Annotated in this window: 15 protein-coding genes; 10 read left to right on the top strand and 5 right to left on the bottom strand. The window is 54.0% G+C overall.

Annotated elements, in window-relative coordinates; all coding sequences use genetic code 11:
- Nucleotides 1-72: 72 nt before the first annotated feature.
- Nucleotides 73-1,062, top strand: coding sequence for a helveticin J family class III bacteriocin (locus tag GT003_RS15935; RefSeq protein ID WP_161699481.1), 990 nt, complete (start codon nucleotides 73-75; stop codon nucleotides 1,060-1,062).
- 165 nt (nucleotides 1,063-1,227) lie between these two features.
- Here the strand turns inward: GT003_RS15935 and GT003_RS15930 are convergent, their stop codons facing one another.
- Nucleotides 1,228-1,872, bottom strand: a complete 645-nt coding sequence (locus tag GT003_RS15930; RefSeq protein ID WP_239565887.1) for an MBL fold metallo-hydrolase — start codon at nucleotides 1,870-1,872, stop codon at nucleotides 1,228-1,230.
- Nucleotides 1,873-2,090: 218 nt separating this feature from the next.
- On the opposite strand from GT003_RS15930, the gene map reads away from it, so the two are divergent.
- Entirely contained in the window at nucleotides 2,091-2,837 is a 747-nt protein-coding gene (map, locus tag GT003_RS15925) for a type I methionyl aminopeptidase (protein ID WP_161699476.1), read from the top strand.
- 133 nt (nucleotides 2,838-2,970) lie between these two features.
- Here map and GT003_RS15920 read toward each other — a convergent pair whose 3' ends face one another.
- The gene (locus GT003_RS15920) at nucleotides 2,971-4,158 is read right to left on the bottom strand and encodes an MFS transporter (protein WP_161699474.1); all 1,188 of its coding nucleotides are present in this window, start codon (nucleotides 4,156-4,158) and stop codon (nucleotides 2,971-2,973) included.
- A 131-nt stretch (nucleotides 4,159-4,289) separates the two neighbouring features.
- Here GT003_RS15920 and GT003_RS15915 point away from each other — a divergent pair, with 131 nt between their 5' ends.
- Together GT003_RS15915 and GT003_RS15910 are read left to right on the top strand one after the other, a co-directional pair.
- On the top strand, nucleotides 4,290-5,174 hold the full coding sequence (locus GT003_RS15915) for a LysR family transcriptional regulator (RefSeq protein ID WP_161699472.1): 885 nt from the start codon (nucleotides 4,290-4,292) through the stop codon (nucleotides 5,172-5,174).
- A gap of 160 nt (nucleotides 5,175-5,334) precedes the next feature.
- Nucleotides 5,335-6,414, top strand: coding sequence for a phosphotransferase enzyme family protein (locus GT003_RS15910; RefSeq protein ID WP_161699470.1), 1,080 nt, complete (start codon nucleotides 5,335-5,337; stop codon nucleotides 6,412-6,414).
- A gap of 419 nt (nucleotides 6,415-6,833) precedes the next feature.
- On the opposite strand, the gene GT003_RS15905 is transcribed toward GT003_RS15910, so the two are convergent.
- Nucleotides 6,834-8,225 (bottom strand): S-layer homology domain-containing protein, encoded by a 1,392-nt coding sequence (locus GT003_RS15905; protein WP_161699468.1) that lies wholly within the window; start codon nucleotides 8,223-8,225, stop codon nucleotides 6,834-6,836.
- A gap of 226 nt (nucleotides 8,226-8,451) precedes the next feature.
- On the opposite strand from GT003_RS15905, the gene GT003_RS15900 reads away from it, so the two are divergent.
- From GT003_RS15900 to GT003_RS15875, 6 genes are all read left to right on the top strand, one after another.
- Nucleotides 8,452-9,180 (top strand): amino acid ABC transporter ATP-binding protein, encoded by a 729-nt coding sequence (locus GT003_RS15900; protein ID WP_161699466.1) that lies wholly within the window; start codon nucleotides 8,452-8,454, stop codon nucleotides 9,178-9,180.
- Between the two features lie 68 nt (nucleotides 9,181-9,248).
- A complete protein-coding gene (locus GT003_RS15895) occupies nucleotides 9,249-10,151 on the top strand; it encodes a glutamate ABC transporter substrate-binding protein (protein ID WP_161699464.1) in 903 nt (300 codons plus the stop codon).
- A gap of 75 nt (nucleotides 10,152-10,226) precedes the next feature.
- Nucleotides 10,227-10,880, top strand: coding sequence for an amino acid ABC transporter permease (locus GT003_RS15890; protein ID WP_161699462.1), 654 nt, complete (start codon nucleotides 10,227-10,229; stop codon nucleotides 10,878-10,880).
- Between the two features lie 107 nt (nucleotides 10,881-10,987).
- A complete protein-coding gene (locus tag GT003_RS15885) occupies nucleotides 10,988-11,638 on the top strand; it encodes an amino acid ABC transporter permease (protein WP_161699459.1) in 651 nt (216 codons plus the stop codon).
- Between the two features lie 72 nt (nucleotides 11,639-11,710).
- Nucleotides 11,711-12,970, top strand: coding sequence for an ATP-binding protein (locus GT003_RS15880; RefSeq protein WP_239565886.1), 1,260 nt, complete (start codon nucleotides 11,711-11,713; stop codon nucleotides 12,968-12,970).
- 5 nt (nucleotides 12,971-12,975) lie between these two features.
- Entirely contained in the window at nucleotides 12,976-13,869 is an 894-nt protein-coding gene (locus GT003_RS15875; RefSeq protein WP_161699455.1) for a response regulator, read from the top strand.
- A 75-nt stretch (nucleotides 13,870-13,944) separates the two neighbouring features.
- Here GT003_RS15875 and GT003_RS15870 read toward each other — a convergent pair whose 3' ends face one another.
- Together GT003_RS15870 and GT003_RS15865 are read right to left on the bottom strand one after the other, a co-directional pair.
- Nucleotides 13,945-14,190 carry a hypothetical protein gene (locus tag GT003_RS15870; protein ID WP_161699453.1) on the bottom strand — a complete coding sequence of 82 codons (246 nt, stop codon included), beginning with the start codon at nucleotides 14,188-14,190 and terminating at the stop codon, nucleotides 13,945-13,947.
- Nucleotides 14,191-14,282: 92 nt separating this feature from the next.
- Complete coding sequence (locus tag GT003_RS15865; protein WP_161699451.1) at nucleotides 14,283-15,365, bottom strand: AraC family transcriptional regulator; 1,083 nt, start codon at nucleotides 15,363-15,365, stop codon at nucleotides 14,283-14,285.
- Nucleotides 15,366-15,883 lie beyond the last annotated feature (518 nt).

The raw sequence follows: 15,883 nt of genomic DNA, 5'->3' as shown, positions 1-15,883 counted from the left end.
AAGCGATATCCGATTATTTGATAATCAGGTAGTACTCGACTGCTTGACAATTATAATCATGGAGGTAATCGGATGCTTCGCACTAAAGCGTTAAGAGTGATGAACAGGCCATTGAAACTGCTCGCTTCCTTCGGTCTCGCGATGCTTATTTTCGGCATGACCGTCCTGCCCGCCTTCGCGGCGACGCCGGGCAAAACGGTAAACGCTTCGGCAACGCTCGCCTACAATCTCAAAGGGCTTCATCACAACCTGGCCGTTCAAAAAGCCTATATAGCCTCGACGTATCTGTACGTCACGCAGCGGTCCGGAGGAACGGTCTATCTGTCGAGATTGCTCATGAGCGGCACGAACGCCACCTACGTCGACGAAATGACCATCACCAATGCAGGCCATGGCCAAACGCTCGATATGTACACGTATAACGGCATCAATTACTTTTATTTCAGTTCGAAAGCGGACCCTTCGACGACGTATAACTGGTCACTGCAGGTAGCGAGGCTTCAATATTCCGCTGGCGCGACTTTCGATTACACGGATCTTCATCGGTTCACCTACATGAATTACGCCGACGAGAACGGCACGAGCCTGGGCGAGACCTACCGCGTCGACGGCGGCGGCAACAGCGAGTATACGATCTTCCGCGTACAAACCGCCGAAGGCAGCGTAACCTGGTCCATCTATGATACGGCAGCGTTGAACCAGCTTCTCGACGGCAGCGAACAGGTGAGAATGGACAGCGCGGCGGCGGTGAACGCCAACGTGGCGAGCATTACCCAGACGGATAGCGCGATCGTCAGGCCCAACGGTTCTTTCCAGGGCTTCGACATGCTGGGCAGCACGGAAATCTACACGTCGGGCGGCGCGGAAGGCGATACGCCGCAGATTGCCTTGATGTCGAACACGGGCGCGTACCAATCCCTCGTGAAAATTACGAACGTGGGTACTCACGAAATCGAAGGCGTGCAAACGAAAGACGGCAACGTGTATTTCAATATCGTGACGGATACGGTGAACAAGAAAGACTCGCAGAAGATTTATTATGTTTCGGACAGCATTTTCTAAGGGAACGAACCGAAAGGAGCTGTCGGCTTAGGCCGGCTGTTTCTTCGTAAAAACGCGAGCTAAGCGTCAAAAAGGACAGCAGCTCATGGCTTCGCGCCAGGAATGGCTGTCCTTTCTTGATTGCTCGATTGCTGCGAACCGAAGGCGGCTTCCTTGACCTTGCAGCTACTTGACCGCGACCGGGCCGGCGTCCAAGATCGTCCGCAATCGCCCCTGGAGGTTGTCCGTGCATTCGCCGCCGTGATAGGCGATGATTTTCTCAAGCTCCAACGACCGGAATTTGGCAATGGATTGCAGCGCCGAAGCTTGATCCGGCGTGTACGCAGGACTGTACGACTGCAGGATGCCTTCTTGCGCGGTGAGGGCATCGCCCGCAATCAACGTCTGGCTTGGAATATGGTAGAAGGAAGTATGATCCGGCGTATGGCCGGGCGTGAATACCACTTGAATCCCTCCGGCGAAAGGCAGGACATCCCCGTCCTGCAAAGCGACGTCGACGCTGACGGGATGGCTGACGAGTCTCTTGCTCTTCTCCAGGGGAATTTCTCCGGCCAAGTAAGGGACGGCCGCTTGATGGGCCAGCGCTTGAACCTGATCGCCGAAGGCTGCCATCAACTCGGGCAGGCTGCCGATATGATCCATATCTTGATGGGTAATCAGGATCTTCGTTAGTTTCTCGTACGGAATTCCCGCTTCTTGGAACGCGGCGCGAATCAACTCCGTTTGGCCGGGAAGCCCGGTATCTACGAGAACAACGTCTTGATCGTCCCACAGGACGGTCGGATTAAAGGGTTGACCGCGATTTTCCATATGAAGTTGAATGCTCCTGATACCTACGCCCGATGGATTCACTTTCGAACACCGCCTCATTCTAAATTGTGTACGACCTCATTATTCCTCTAGGATCGAGGAAAATCAATCTCTTTCTTATGGTCCGTGCGAAATAACCCGGCCATTTCGCCGACGGATAACGGATTCCATCTTCTCTATGGTAAGATGGAGCTATCTATAATACGGAGGGGTAATTCGTGACAGTAGGATCTCAAAAGGATATCGACGGACTGAAGGAAATCGGCAAAATCGTCGCCCAGACGATTGATGAAATGAAACGCCGCGTACGCGTGGGCATGACGACGCAGGAACTGGACGATATCGGAGGACGGCTTCTGAACCGGCACGGCGCCGTGTCCGCGCCGAAAAAGACGTATAATTTCCCGGGCAGCACCTGCATCAGCATTAACCATGAAATCGCGCATGGCATACCGGGGGCTAAGAAGATTCAAGCGGGCGATCTGATCAACATCGATGTTTCGGCCGAACGCGGCGGTTATTATGCGGATGCCGGGCACTCGTTCACGATGGCGCCGTTCGATCCGGTTTTAACCCGTCTCTGTCACTACACGCACGATACGATGATGAAGGTCATCTCTTCGTTGAGGCATGGCGTGAAGTTGAACGAAATCGGGAGGATGATTCAATTCGAGGCCGAAAAGGGCGGCTATCGGGTAATCAAGAATCTGTGCAGCCACGGAATCGGTAAATCGCTGCACGAGACGCCGCAGGAGATTCTCCCTTATTATAACAAGCACGATAAACGGGTATTGAAAGAGGGCATGGTCATTACCGTCGAGCCTTTTTTATCTACCGGTGCCGTATTCGCCGTTGAACAACCGGACGGATGGACGTTAAGCGCGCCTGACAACAGCTTTACGGCCCAACATGAACATACGATCATCATTACCAAGCATCAGCCTATGATTTTGACCGTGGCATAAATAGCTGATCCGTCGGATATAACCTGGAACAAAACAAGACAGCAGCCGGAAGCGATCGGCTGCTGTTTTTTGGTCTGGGCGAATTCTTGACGTGACGCCAGTATTGTATGACGGACTTCACGCCTGTCCCATTTCAACCCTCCGCAGGGGTTGGACGATGCGCTTGCGAGCCAAGCAGACGCCGGGATAGCAACAAGGCAAAAGCCGCAAAAACGACGAGTATGAAGCCGAACAGCAGGATATTGCCGCCTAAATGGTACAGCGGACTGCCTATGATCGGACTGCACGCCATGCCCATATATCGGAAAAAGTTATACGCGCCGACGGCGGTCGCCCGGTTATTCGTGAACGCGCCCGTCAGCAGCGTCGTCTGCACCGGGAGCGAGAGCCCGAGGAACAAGCCGAAGAAGATAATTCCGGCCAGCAGCAGCGGCAATGACATCGAATAGAAGATCAGGAAGAACAACACCGCTGCGGCGTTCAGAAAAGTCGTAAGCACGACCAGCTTTTTACCATTGATCCGTGCTTGGAGCTTCCCGCCGGCATAACTGCCGACCACGATGCCAAGCGACATCGGCAGAAATACCAATCCCTTTTGTTCGGCCGACAGCCCGTACCGATCGCTTAAGATGTTCGGCAGGAAGACTAGAAAATCATAAAACACGTAATACTGTATAAACCCCAGATAAATAATGGACGATCCGGTCCGATTCTGAAGAATCGCCGCGAAATCCCGCAGTCGAAAGCGGCCGGCTTGGACGTGGTCCGGCTTCGTTTCCTTCAAATAGAGGTAGTTGAACACCAGCACGACCAAGCCCGTCGCGGCGAGAGCGAGAAACACGGCGTGAAAATGGAAGATCCCGCTGAGAAAGCCGCCGATGACCGGACCGAGCACAGGACCCAAGGAAACCAGCATTTGAAAGGTTCCCATCGCTTGGCCGCGCTCTTTGCCGTCGAACAAGTCGCTGATGACCGTAACGGCAACGACGGATCCGGCAGCGATTCCGATCGCCTGCAAGGCCCGGAAGACCAGGAGCAGCTCGATGTTTCCGGAGAAAAAACACCCGACCGATGCGATCACGTACAGCGATATGCCGAACAGAAGCACTTTGCGGCGCCCTTTCGAATCCGTAAGCGGACCGTAGATCATCTGCATGATGGCAAGGAATAACGTAAACACCGAGATCGTCAGATTGACGACGAAGGAGGTAGAGTGGAGCTGCCGTGTAACCTCGGGCAGTACCGGCGTGTAAATGGTTTGCGTGAACGGCCCAAGAAATGCAGCGAACGCCACGATATAAACGATGAATTTTCGATTCATGATGGGTTACTCCTCATCTCTGGTTCCCCGAAATTTTGTTACTGCCATCGTAATGGATATCGATCATTTATTCCAACGCATTTTATGTTATAATCTCATTCACTAGAAGGAATGATTGGAGCGTGCGCTAGTTGGAACTTCTGCAGCTGCATTATTTTCTCGCGGTAGCTCGCTCGGAACATGTGACCGAGGCAGCCCGGAGCCTGCACGTGACGCAATCGTCATTAAGCAAAACGATTCAACGCCTCGAGGAGGACTTGGGCGTCTCGCTGTTCGATCGAACCGGCAGGAAACTGCAGTTGAACGAGTTCGGAAGAAGGTTTCTTCGGCGCGCGGAAAGGGCGTTGTTCGAATTGGAACAGGGGAGGCTGGAGCTTAGCGATTTGTCCAGCCCCGATCATGGCACGCTTGAATTAGGGGTGACCAGCGCCAGCGTGCTGCCCGAGATTCTTCGGGAATTTCGAAAAAAGCGGCCCCTGATCCAATTTCACGTGCAGATGCTGATCACGCAAGAAATGATCCAGCTTCTGGAGAGAGGAGAGGTGGATTATTGCTTGTCCTCGCCTCCGGTCGAACGGGACGATATCGAATGTCATATCGTCTTCACCGATCCCATCCTCGTCGCCGTACCGAAGGGGCATCGGCTGGCGGATCGAAGCCGCGTATCCTTGACCGAGCTGAAGGATGAATGGTTTGTCGGGGTAAAGATCGGCTACGGGACGCGCGATTTGATGGACGCGGTATGCAAGACGGTTGGATTCGCGCCTCATTACGTGTACGAGGGGGACGAACCCGCCAGGCTGGTCAATCTGGTGGAAGCCGAGATCGGGATTGCCTTCATCCCCAGCACGGCGAGGAATTCGCGCGTACATGTCCATTATCTCCAAATCGAGACGCATGAAGTGGTCAGAGAAATCGCCTTATTATGGCACAAGAGCCGGTACATATCGCCGGCTGCCCGGGAATTTCGCGAAGTCGTTATGGATTATTTCGCTGCCCGAAACTTGACGGAATAACGGTCGGGAGACGCTGCTGATGGGTAAAGCAAGCGGTTATGTGTAGATCTAAAGCATCGGTTGTATTTGATTATAGCGAAAGATTCCCTGGCGCCTAAACGGAATTTCCCGGTAGGCTATGTTCAAGGAGAAATCGCTGCAAGAAACCTGACAGGAGGAGATGTATATAAAGGTTAACGAAGCCGTCAAGAACATAGATGCCCTTATACTTCCGATGGCATCCGTGTTATACGGACTGGAAGGTTATGCATGCAAGCCGGCGAACGCGCACGAGGGAGGACGGAATGTCGTTTATGTCTGCGAGAAAGGTGGCGAGGCTGCAGCCGTCCTTAGAATCGCCTTCTTGCAGGACAGAACCCGGGAAGACTTTTTGGGAGAGCTTGAGTTTGTCAGGTATTTATTCGAGCATGGCGGTAGTGTCCCGGACGTCGTCGGCTCCCGTCAGGGAAACCTGCTGGAAGAGGTCGCGCATGATCACCATACCTTCTTCATCTGTCTGTTTCAGAAGGCTGCAGGGAAAACGCTGGCTGAAAATCAGTACCGGTACCGGGAAGGCGCTCCGATGACCGAATATTTTTTCAATTGCGGGAAGGTCCTGGGGAAGCTGCACCAGCTATCGAAAGGATATACGCCATCGCGTCGCCGATATGGTTTTCATGACAAATTCAATGCCGATTCTATCGAGAAACGGATACCCGGTTCGCTGCCATTGCTGAAAGAGAAGATGCTGGATCTCCTTAAAGCCTTGGAAGAACTGGACAAGAACCGCGAGGCCTACGGAATCGTCCATTTTGATTTCAATGACGGGAATTATGCGATCGATTTCGCAACGGGACAAATAACCGTTTACGATTTCGACAATTGTTGTTCTTGTTGGTATATGTTTGACGTTGCCAGTCTTTGGACAAACGGAACGGGCTGGATTCAATTCGAACCGGATGCCGGCAAACGCCGAGCGTTTATGGATGCGTATTTCAAAACAGCCCTCGAGGGATACAAATCCGAGACCGGGCTCGGGGATGCCTTGCTGGAGAAATTGCACTTATTCATACAAGTCAACCTCATGGAGAGCATCATGGACGCATTCGAGGTCATGCGGAACAACGGGGAAGCACCGGAATGCAATGAGGCGTTGTCGTATCGCATCAAATGCCTGGAAGACGATATTCCGTATCTGGGCTTCTTTCATGACATCTACGCGTGCGATGAACCATTCGAGCATGACAAACGAACAATCTGATCGGCGATACATCGCGGCATTCGGCGGAAGCTGCCGGTCGTTCGACGTTCATTCTGGCAGGATGCTAACGCCTAACGATCGCCAGCGATGCTAAGCCTCGAAATAAGCAGCCTCAAAAAACCTAATGACTCCCACCGGCGTTAATGGGCGTCCAGGAAGCTGCTTAGCGCGGAAAGTCGCGTAATAAGCCTCCTGGCAAGCGTTAGCTTTAGGAAATGGACAATATGGACCCATTAACCTTCCGTGCAAGCGTTTAGCCGATGGCGGGTGAGGGTTAGCGACGTGCATCGGTAACCAGCATCGGCAACGTGCATCGGCATCAGCATCCCCAAACGTTCTGCGAATGTTGATTATCTCGACACTATGCGAAGAGGCCGCTCCATCGGAGCGGCCTCTTCTTGGTATCCGATCGTGCAGTCTTACAGCGATTCGCCGTTCAAATAGTTGTAGAACGGCACGTCGGTCCAGAAATCGTAGCTTTGGACGTCGACGGCAGGGTCCACGTGCTTGAACCCGTCGACGACGGCCTTGGACTGTTCCTTCAACGAGAAGGACTGCGCGTAATACCGGCCGAGCTGGATTTTGTTGTTCGTGATTTCCTTATAACCGGCCAGGGGCGTCAGCGAGTAGTACAGCGGCTGCCACCACGAGCTTGCGATCAGCCCGGGCTGGTCGTCTTTGTTTTTCTTGGCGTAGGCGCCGATGATGGCGTCAAAGCGCTGTTTGTCGGCAGCGTTCGCGAATTCGAAGGCGATATCGTATTCCTTCGCGTATTCGATGTAATTGCCGTTCGCGATCTGGCGCACTTCGTATTGATCCGAGACGCCCGGCTCGCCCCATTCCTTCAAATAGACGAACGCGGATGTCTTCGGTTCGAATTGAACCTTGGCTTCGATGCCTTCGCTTCGAAGCAGGCCGATCAGCTGAACGGCATGCCGGAGGTCGCTATGACCGTAGACGAGCGACAAGGATTCGATGAAGTTCGGTTCGTAACGGCTGTCCTTCAAGTTGTAGCCCGTTACCAGTCCCTGCTCCAACGCAGCATCGACGATTTTCTGAAGCTGGTCGTCCTTGATGATGACCGAACCGTTATAGGCGTCCGTCAGCTTGGCATAGATGTCGGAGTCGCCGACATTGCCGATGTAATGCTTGTATTGGCCCTTGAAGACAAGCGCTTTACCGATCAGCAGATTCGCCAAATCCGCGGTGACGGGCGCATTAGGTTGGAGCTGGTTGTAATAGGAGGCCGGCAGCACGCCCGTATCGACTGCCGCGGCGAGCTCCTGCTTCGTTTGCAGGTTGAGCGAAGACAACTTGACCGGAAGCTTGGCGATCGCTTGCTCAGCTTTGGCTTCGGGATACGTGGAGGCCAGCTCTTGAAGGCCGGCCAATCGAAGCGCGAGCTGCACGGCATGGACCGCTTTGAGCGGCGCCGATGCGTTCGGGGCATCGGTCGACAGCAGCCCGTTCTGGTACAGCGCCGCAGCGGCATCGTAATAAGGGCTGGACGCGTTCAAGTCCTTGAAGGTCACGGGCTTGTCCGCCTTGGCCAGCTGCAGCGAACGGACCGCATCGGAGAAGAATTCGCCGCGGGTCACGTTCGCGGAGAACGCGAAGCCGAATTTGTCTTGCAAGAAGGCGGCGTATTCAGCGGAAGTAATTTCTAAGCCCGAGACGGACGCGTCCGCGAGGACCGAAGCGGAAGTCGCAGCCGGTGAAGCATAGGCGGCCGACTGGGCGGACCCCAACAAAGCGGCGGATAACGCGGCGGTCAGAAGAACCTTGCTACGTACGGAAAGCAGAATGGACATGAATGAAGACCTCCTCGTATGTATAAATCAGATAAAACTTAGTTCTTTAGTAGGGATATAGTAGCATTGGATGATTTACCCTGTCAATCGTAAAAAATCCATGCGTTCGATGTCGGATTCGTTAGGATTGCGTAGGTTTTCGTTATCGTTATATACCTAGCATGTAATCTAACATCACATAACCTGTCCATCGGAGCGGTTCCAGGTAACGGGAAGGGGGATTGCATTGATCGTATTTCAACAAGTGGAGAAGCATTATGGCGATTTTCATGTGCTTAAAGGCATCGATCTTCGAATCGCGCAGGGGGAAGTCGTCGTCGTGGTCGGTCCTTCCGGCTCGGGGAAGAGTACGCTCCTCCGCTGCGTCAACCGTCTGGAGGCGATTACGAGCGGCGATTTGACCGTGGGCGGCGTCGACGTCACGGATAAGAAAACGGACATCAACAAGCTGCGGCGGGAAATCGGCATGGTGTTCCAGCACTTCAATCTCTATCCCCATCTGAAAGTCATCGACAACATTACGCTTGCTCCGGTGAAGGCTCTCGGCGTTCCGAAGCCGCAAGCGGCGGAAACGGCCAGGATGTATCTGGAGAAAGTCGGCATCGCGGACAAGGCGGACGCGTTTCCTTCGCAGCTGTCGGGCGGGCAGCAGCAGCGCGTGGCGATCGCCAGGGCGCTGGCCATGAAGCCGAAGATCATGCTCTTCGACGAGCCGACCTCCGCCCTCGACCCGGAGATGGTCGGCGAAGTGCTGGACGTCATGAAGACGCTGGCGCGCGAAGGCATGACGATGGTCGTCGTTACGCACGAGATGGGTTTCGCGCGGGAAGCAGCGGACCGCGTCGTGTTTATGAACAAAGGGCAAATCGTGGAGATCGCGCCGCCGAAGGAATTCTTCGAGCAGCCTAAGGAAGAGAGGGCGCGTCTATTTCTCAAACGCGTCCTGCGCCATTAACGGGAGGCGCAAGTCCGAATACATGCCGAACAGGAGATGCAATCCATTCCGGAAAGGGGTTTTAAGCCATGAAGAAGAGAAATTGGATGACGCTTGGCATCATATTGACGTTTCTTGCCACGGCCATACTGGCCGGTTGCGGCAGCAATGACGGAGGTAACGGGAACGGAAACGGCGGCACCGGCGGTACGAACAGCGGAACGAACGGCGGGGGGAACAAGGACGCGAACGGCGGCGCGAACGGGGAGGCGGCCTCGGCGCTGGGCGACATCAAGAGCCGGGGGAAGCTCGTCGTCGGCGTCAAGTTCGACACGAAGCTGTTCGGCCTGAAGGATCCGGCGAGCGGCGACGTCGAAGGCTTCGACATTGACATCGCCAAGGCGCTCGCCAAGGAGATTCTCGGCGACGAGACCAAGATCGAGCTGAAGGAAGTCACGTCCAAGACGCGCATTCCGATGCTGAACAACAACGACATCGATATGATCGTCGCCACGATGACGATTACGGAGGAGCGCAAGAAGGAAGTCGACTTCTCCGACGTGTATTTCAAGGCCGGCCAGTCCTTGCTCGTGAAGAAAGGCAGCCCGATCAAGAGCATCGACGACATCAAGAAAGGCACCAAGGTATTGGCCGTGAAAGGCTCGACCTCGGTCGATAACATTAAGGAAAAGGCGCCGGACGCAACCGTCCTGGAGTTCGACAACTACCAGGACGCGTTCAGCGCGCTCAAAGCCGGTCAAGGCGACACGCTGACGACCGATAATGCGATCTTGTACGGCATGGCCGTTCAGGACCCGGGCTACGAGGTGGTCGGGGAGCCGTTTACCGACGAGCCGTACGGCATCGCGATCAAGAAGGGTTCGACCGATCTGCTGAACAGCGTCAACGCAGGATTGAAGAAGCTGCATGACAGCGGCGAATACGACAAGACGTACGAGAAATGGATCGGCAAGGCCCCGTCCGGGGAATAGCGGTCGGCGAACGACAGGATGGGTGGCCCAGCGCCGCCCATTTTCTGCATACCGGGAACAGCGGGAGGGGATAACATGCCGGACGTATCGATTTTTACGGACCATTTCGGAATATACATGAAAGGCTTCGGCAACACGATCTGGGCAAGCGTCATTGCCTTGCTCGGCAGCTTCGCGCTTGGGACGATCATCGCCGTCTTCCGCATATCGTCCGTCAAGCCGCTGCGGTGGATCGGGACGGGGTATGTGGAGTTCGTTCGGAACATACCGCTGCTGCTGGTCGTATTCGTGTTTTATTACGGCTTGCCATCGCTCGGCGTGACGTTAAGCGGATTCGTCTGCGGCACGGTCGGGCTGATGGTCTATACCGCCTCTTTCGTCGCCGAAGCCATTCGGGCGGGCATCATGAGCGTTCCGTCCGGTCAGTCGGAGGCGGCCAGGGCGTCGGGGCTGACCTACATGCAGACGATGCGGCATGTCGTGCTGCCGCAGGCGATACGAATCGTCATCCCGCCGCTCAGCAACCAATTCATCAACCTCGTGAAGAATTCGTCGGTGCTCAGCGTCTTCGCGGGATTCGACTTGATGTACTACGGCGACCAGGTGGCCGGTAAGACGTACGCGACCTTCGATACCTACATCTTCGTCGCGGCGCTGTATCTCGTTCTGACCCTTCCTTTAAGCTTCGCGGCGCTGAAGCTGGAACGGAAGCTCGCCAAGAATGGATAGAAACGCCCGCGCTGCCGGTTCTTGATACGCAAATCATGAACCTCGAACCGCAGGCAGGAATGCCGCGAACCGCAAGATTCGCGAATAACGAATAGGAGGATCGGCGGATGGACATAACTGGCGCTTTCTCTTACCATAATCTCATCTTCGTCATGAAAGGCTTCGGCATTACGCTATGGGTGGCTTTCGTCGCGATCGTACTTAGCTTCGTGCTGGGCAGCATCACCGGAACGCTTCGCTATATGAGGATTCCGGTCTTATCCCGCATTCTCGGCGTGCTCGTCGAGCTGATCCGCAATTTGCCGCTGCTGTTGATCTTGTTCTTCACCTATTTCGCGATGCCGGACGTCGGCATCAAGCTGGGGGTCATGAGCTCGGCTATCGTCGGTCTGGCGGTATTCGAGGCCGCCATGATCTCCGAGATCGTACGCAGCGGGCTAAGCTCCATCCCGATAGGCCAGATCGAAGCCGCCCGTTCGTCCGGCCTCACTTATGCGCAGACGGTATGGCATATCGTGCTCCCGCAGGGACTTAGGCGCATGGTACCGCCGATCGTGAGCCAATTCATCTCCCTGCTCAAGGACACGTCGCTCGCCATCGTCATCTCGCTGCCCGAGCTGATGCACAATTCGAAGATCGTCATCGCGCAAAATTTCGATTATACGCTTCCGATTCTCGCGCTGGTGGCCGTCTTGTATTTCGCGGTCAATTACGCGCTCTCGCTTGCGGCGAAGCGTCTGGAAAATAAATGGGTCTAAGGTTCGGCGGACTTCGGATTCTCGTTGGGAGTCATTCCTATAACGATACAAAAATGGTCCAAATCCGAAAGCATGCAAATTACCGTCGTCGCCATCGTCGTCGCGGTTGCGGGGGAATTCAAAATCAACCCGTTCATCGGCGAGGTCTTTCGCATCGGTCTTGGCAGCAGCGCCTTTCTGTTTCTGTTACTGCTCATGAGCCATCTGCCTTATTGGCGGACGGGAATCGCTGCAGGCGCGACGGTGCTGCTGTTTCGGGTAACGTTCGACGGGGCCGCCTCGGCCGATACGTTCCAACTGATCGACAGCGTGAAGACGCATTTCTCCGCCATGCTCTATTACGTCGTCTTCGGGGCCGGAATGAACCTCGTTCAACGCAGGCTGCATCAATTGAATCCGCTTATTCTCGGCGCTTGCGTCTCGCTGATCGACGTCGCGTCCAATGAAGCGGAGCTGCTGATGCGCAGCGCCGCGTTCGGGCTGCCGTATTTTCAATCCGGTCAGTGGCTGCTGATTTCGGTCATCGCCGTGGTGCGCAGTTATTTTACGACCGGCATCTACAGCAGCATCGCGGTGCACCAGATGCGCAGCGTTCACGCCGAGCAGCAGAAACGGATCGAACAGATGATCAACGTCGGCAGCGGGCTCTACGGCGAGGTCTTTTATTTGCGCAAGTCGATGGACGCTATCGAACAGATCACCGCGAAGAGCCACGACCTGTATGGCCGGTTGAACGAGGACGGGCTTAACGACTACGGCCGGGCCGTTCTCGGAATCACGCAGCAGATTCACGAGGTGAAGAAGGATTCCCAACGCATCCTGGCGGGACTGATGAAGCTGGTCGACCTGGAGAGCGCTCCGGAAATGACGTTGGCGGAGATCGTCGAGCTAGTGGGGAAGTCCAACGGCGAGTACAGCCGCATGCTGAAGAAAGACGTCCGGATCGAGAAGGATGTCGGCATCGATTACCGGACCGCTCACTATATCCCGCTTATCACCGTGCTGAACAATTTGGCGGCCAATTCGGTCGAAGCGATCGAACGGCATGGCACGATCCGCATCCGCGTACGGGAACGCCAAGGAGAAACGATCTTTATCGTCAGCGATACGGGGACGGGGATTGCCGAACAGGATAAGGACATGGTGTTCGAGCCCGGCTTTACGACCAAGTTCGATCAGGAAGGCGTCGCGGCGACCGGCATCGGCCTCTCGCATGTTCGCGCTATCGTCGGTTCGTTCGCGGGCAGATTCTTCCTGACGGAGCCGGGACGGGACGCCGAAACCACGTTCGCTGCGGCTTTCCCGACCGTCAAGCTCAAGAAGGGAGTGTAGGCCCCATGCTATCGTTCTGTATTGTCGATGACGATGCGGTAAGCCGGCGGATGCTGCAGACGATTATCGAGAAAGGCGGCGTCGGCGAGGTGGTCGGAATGGCCGCCGGCGGCATTGAAGGGAAGCGGCTCGTGCTGGACGAGAACCCCGATGTCGTGCTCATCGATCTCTTGATGCCGGATCAGGACGGGATCGAAACGATCGCGCGGCTGAAACAGGAAGGGTACGAGGGGAAGTACGTCATGATCTCCCAGATCGAGAACAAAGAAATGATCAGCAAAGCCTATCAAGCTGGCATCGAATTTTATATTCAGAAACCGATTAATCGGGTCGAAGTCAAGGCCGTGCTTGGCAAAGTAAGCGAGCAATGGCGCATGGCTCGTTATCTGAAGGAAATCAAACAGTCGATCGCGAAGCTCGATAACCTGAGTTCGGAGCCGGCTGGCGCACGGAAGAACGCCAAAGAAATCATGCGGACGATCTTAATGGACATGGGCATCATCGGGGAGAGCGGAAGCCAGGATATCATCGAGATGATCGATCAGTTGATCCATCGGCATGAGGGAGGAAGCTTCCCGCCGCTGAAAGCGCTGTTCGAGGCCGGCGCCCGGGCAAGCAAGCCGGAAGGCGGCGATATCGAGAAGGAGGGCAAAGCGGTCGAGCAGCGCGTTCGCCGAACCGTCATCGCCGCTATATCCAATCTGGCGAGCATCGGTCTTACGGATTACGGCCATCCGAAATTCGAGCATTACGCGCCGCTGTATTTCGACTTCGAGGACGTGCGTCTCAAGATGCGGGAAATCGACGAGAAATGCCCGCAGGAGAAGCGCAAGGTCAATATCAAGAAATTCCTTCAAGTGATGTACCTGGAAGTGCTCGATAAAATGAAAGCTCGATAAAATGAAAGCTCGATAAAATGAAACATCGGTAACATAGAAAAAGGAGGCGCGGCAATCGCACCTCCTCATGACGCTCTACTTATTGCTGTAGGCCAGTTTGTCTTGTTCGCTTAACGTGTAAAATCTGCTGAAGCTCCGAAACATGATCGTTCCGTCGGCAATGCGAACGGAGTGATCGTTATAGGATCTTATGGTCGAAATCGGTCTTAAGCGCATGCGATCTTGGAAAGCTTCGATCGGTTCCTTGTTCATCATCGCCAATTCTAGATCTTGATCCGTAATCAATTCTTGTTTAGCCGTAAATAGAGGTTTGTTAGCCAAAATTCAATCATCCTCCAAAGGAACTCTGTATAGGTACTAAATGATACAGGAGTATGGCATATAAAGCAATTGATTCGCGTTACGGCCCCGTTTCATCGCCGGCCATCCGTCATCGCCGATCGGCGGTATTCCATGGGCGTAACGCCATAGAACGAATAAAACTTCTTATAGAAGAACGAAAGATTGTTGTAGCCGATCTCCTTGGAAATCTGCTCGACGGTGCGATCGGTTAATTTCAGCTGCAGCGCGGCATGCATGAATTTCTGCTCCAAGACCAATGCGGAAAAGTTTTTGCCGGTCACGTTCTTGATGATCCTGCCCAAATGTTCGGCCGAATAGCGAAAATGCTTTGCCGTTTGCTCCAGCGTCGCGTTCAAGTAATGCTCGTTGATGTACGCCATGATTTCGATCACGGGAATCGTGGATGTCCGGCCTGCTTTGTTCAAGAACATCTCGTAACTGTCGCTTTCTAACAATCTGCTGAACAGGATGGTCATATAAGACTTGATAATCTCTTGATTCGTCTTTTTGCTGCCGAAGGACTCGCATAACAGGTTTTGGATCGTTTGTCTGATCTGCCAATTGTCCGACGTATGGAACAAGAGAAAGTTCTTCTCTCTCGAAGCATCCGCGATAATCGAAGCGATCGTCTTGCCGAGGATATGGTCCCCGAGGATGTTGTAGATGAAGGCATTGTCGAAAAATTCGTTCTTCGCCAAGAAATTGATGAGAATATCGTTTTCGCCGCATTTCTCGATGGAATGCTCGACATTCTTGTTGAGGATAATCAAGTCCCCTTCGTTTAATTCGAAACGCTCGCCCTCGATTTCTTGATAAAAGGTACCGCTGTAGACGTAATTCATCTCGAACAGGTCATGGGTATGCTTGAGCATCTTGACAAATCTTGTATGCCTGGAGATCGCGAAGATTTCTCCCGTGACATGCAATCGAAGCCGATCGCCCTCCAACGTGTAGTGGTAGATCGGAGGGTGGGTAATTGCCGCGGATGGCGCGGGCGCTTCATGCGGATGCTGTCGTACAGAGCGACGATCTACCGATGACGGATTAGATAGAATACGACTTTTAATGATGTCGTCCGAAAGATCGTTATCCTTTAATTTGGCTTCCAACGCCGTCCACTCGAATAACAACCGATCCAATTCTTCGTAATTCATGAAAACGCCTCCCATAACGATTATATCAGATTTGGTTAGTCCGATTGACGGCTAACGATATTGGATAACGGCAAACGATGCGTTACCATATCAGAAAAGGTTAGTTTGTCGAATAGGGAGGGGCGGAATGGATGTATGTTAACCCTGATCGCGAGCTTTTGCATGCCAGCCAAGCAATCAGAAGCATCATAGAAGAAGTGGTCGTAGACGGCAGAAAATCGGTTCGGATACATACCTCCTGGCAGCTCGAAAACGGCCGGGTATTGCTCTACGAGTACTCGCCGGCCAACTGTCCCGCCAGTAATTTCAGCGTGTATGAATGCTTGGAGGATTATAACGAACTATGCCGGCAGCTCGAATTGTTATAGTCGTCCCACCGGCCGCCCGAGGGGCGGTTTATGCGTGCCGCAAATGGAGATTCAAAAAAGTGTATTGACATTCTACCTACTAAAAGGTAGGATACGTACATGAACAAAAACGCCGCACGCGCAGCCGTATTCGTTAGAGGTGATTGGTCG

It is taken from the genome of Paenibacillus sacheonensis, from assembly GCF_009909195.1.
GTDB classification, from domain to species: domain Bacteria; phylum Bacillota; class Bacilli; order Paenibacillales; family Paenibacillaceae; genus Paenibacillus_Z; species Paenibacillus_Z sacheonensis.
Note: the sequence above shows the minus strand (reverse complement) of the source record. Positions and strands in the feature narration are given on the sequence as shown.

Coding starts and splice junctions, on each gene's coding strand:
- GT003_RS15885 (WP_161699459.1), top strand. CDS start 10,988: ATGGACATAACTGGCGCTTTCTCTTACCATAATCTCATCTTCGTCATG.
- GT003_RS15890 (WP_161699462.1), top strand. CDS start 10,227: ATGCCGGACGTATCGATTTTTACGGACCATTTCGGAATATACATGAAA.
- GT003_RS15895 (WP_161699464.1), top strand. CDS start 9,249: ATGAAGAAGAGAAATTGGATGACGCTTGGCATCATATTGACGTTTCTT.
- GT003_RS15880 (WP_239565886.1), top strand. CDS start 11,711: ATGCAAATTACCGTCGTCGCCATCGTCGTCGCGGTTGCGGGGGAATTC.
- GT003_RS15905 (WP_161699468.1), bottom strand. CDS start 8,225: ATGTCCATTCTGCTTTCCGTACGTAGCAAGGTTCTTCTGACCGCCGCG.
- GT003_RS15910 (WP_161699470.1), top strand. CDS start 5,335: ATGTATATAAAGGTTAACGAAGCCGTCAAGAACATAGATGCCCTTATA.
- GT003_RS15935 (WP_161699481.1), top strand. CDS start 73: ATGCTTCGCACTAAAGCGTTAAGAGTGATGAACAGGCCATTGAAACTG.
- GT003_RS15930 (WP_239565887.1), bottom strand. CDS start 1,872: ATGGAAAATCGCGGTCAACCCTTTAATCCGACCGTCCTGTGGGACGAT.
- GT003_RS15875 (WP_161699455.1), top strand. CDS start 12,976: ATGCTATCGTTCTGTATTGTCGATGACGATGCGGTAAGCCGGCGGATG.
- GT003_RS15865 (WP_161699451.1), bottom strand. CDS start 15,365: ATGAATTACGAAGAATTGGATCGGTTGTTATTCGAGTGGACGGCGTTG.
- GT003_RS15920 (WP_161699474.1), bottom strand. CDS start 4,158: ATGAATCGAAAATTCATCGTTTATATCGTGGCGTTCGCTGCATTTCTT.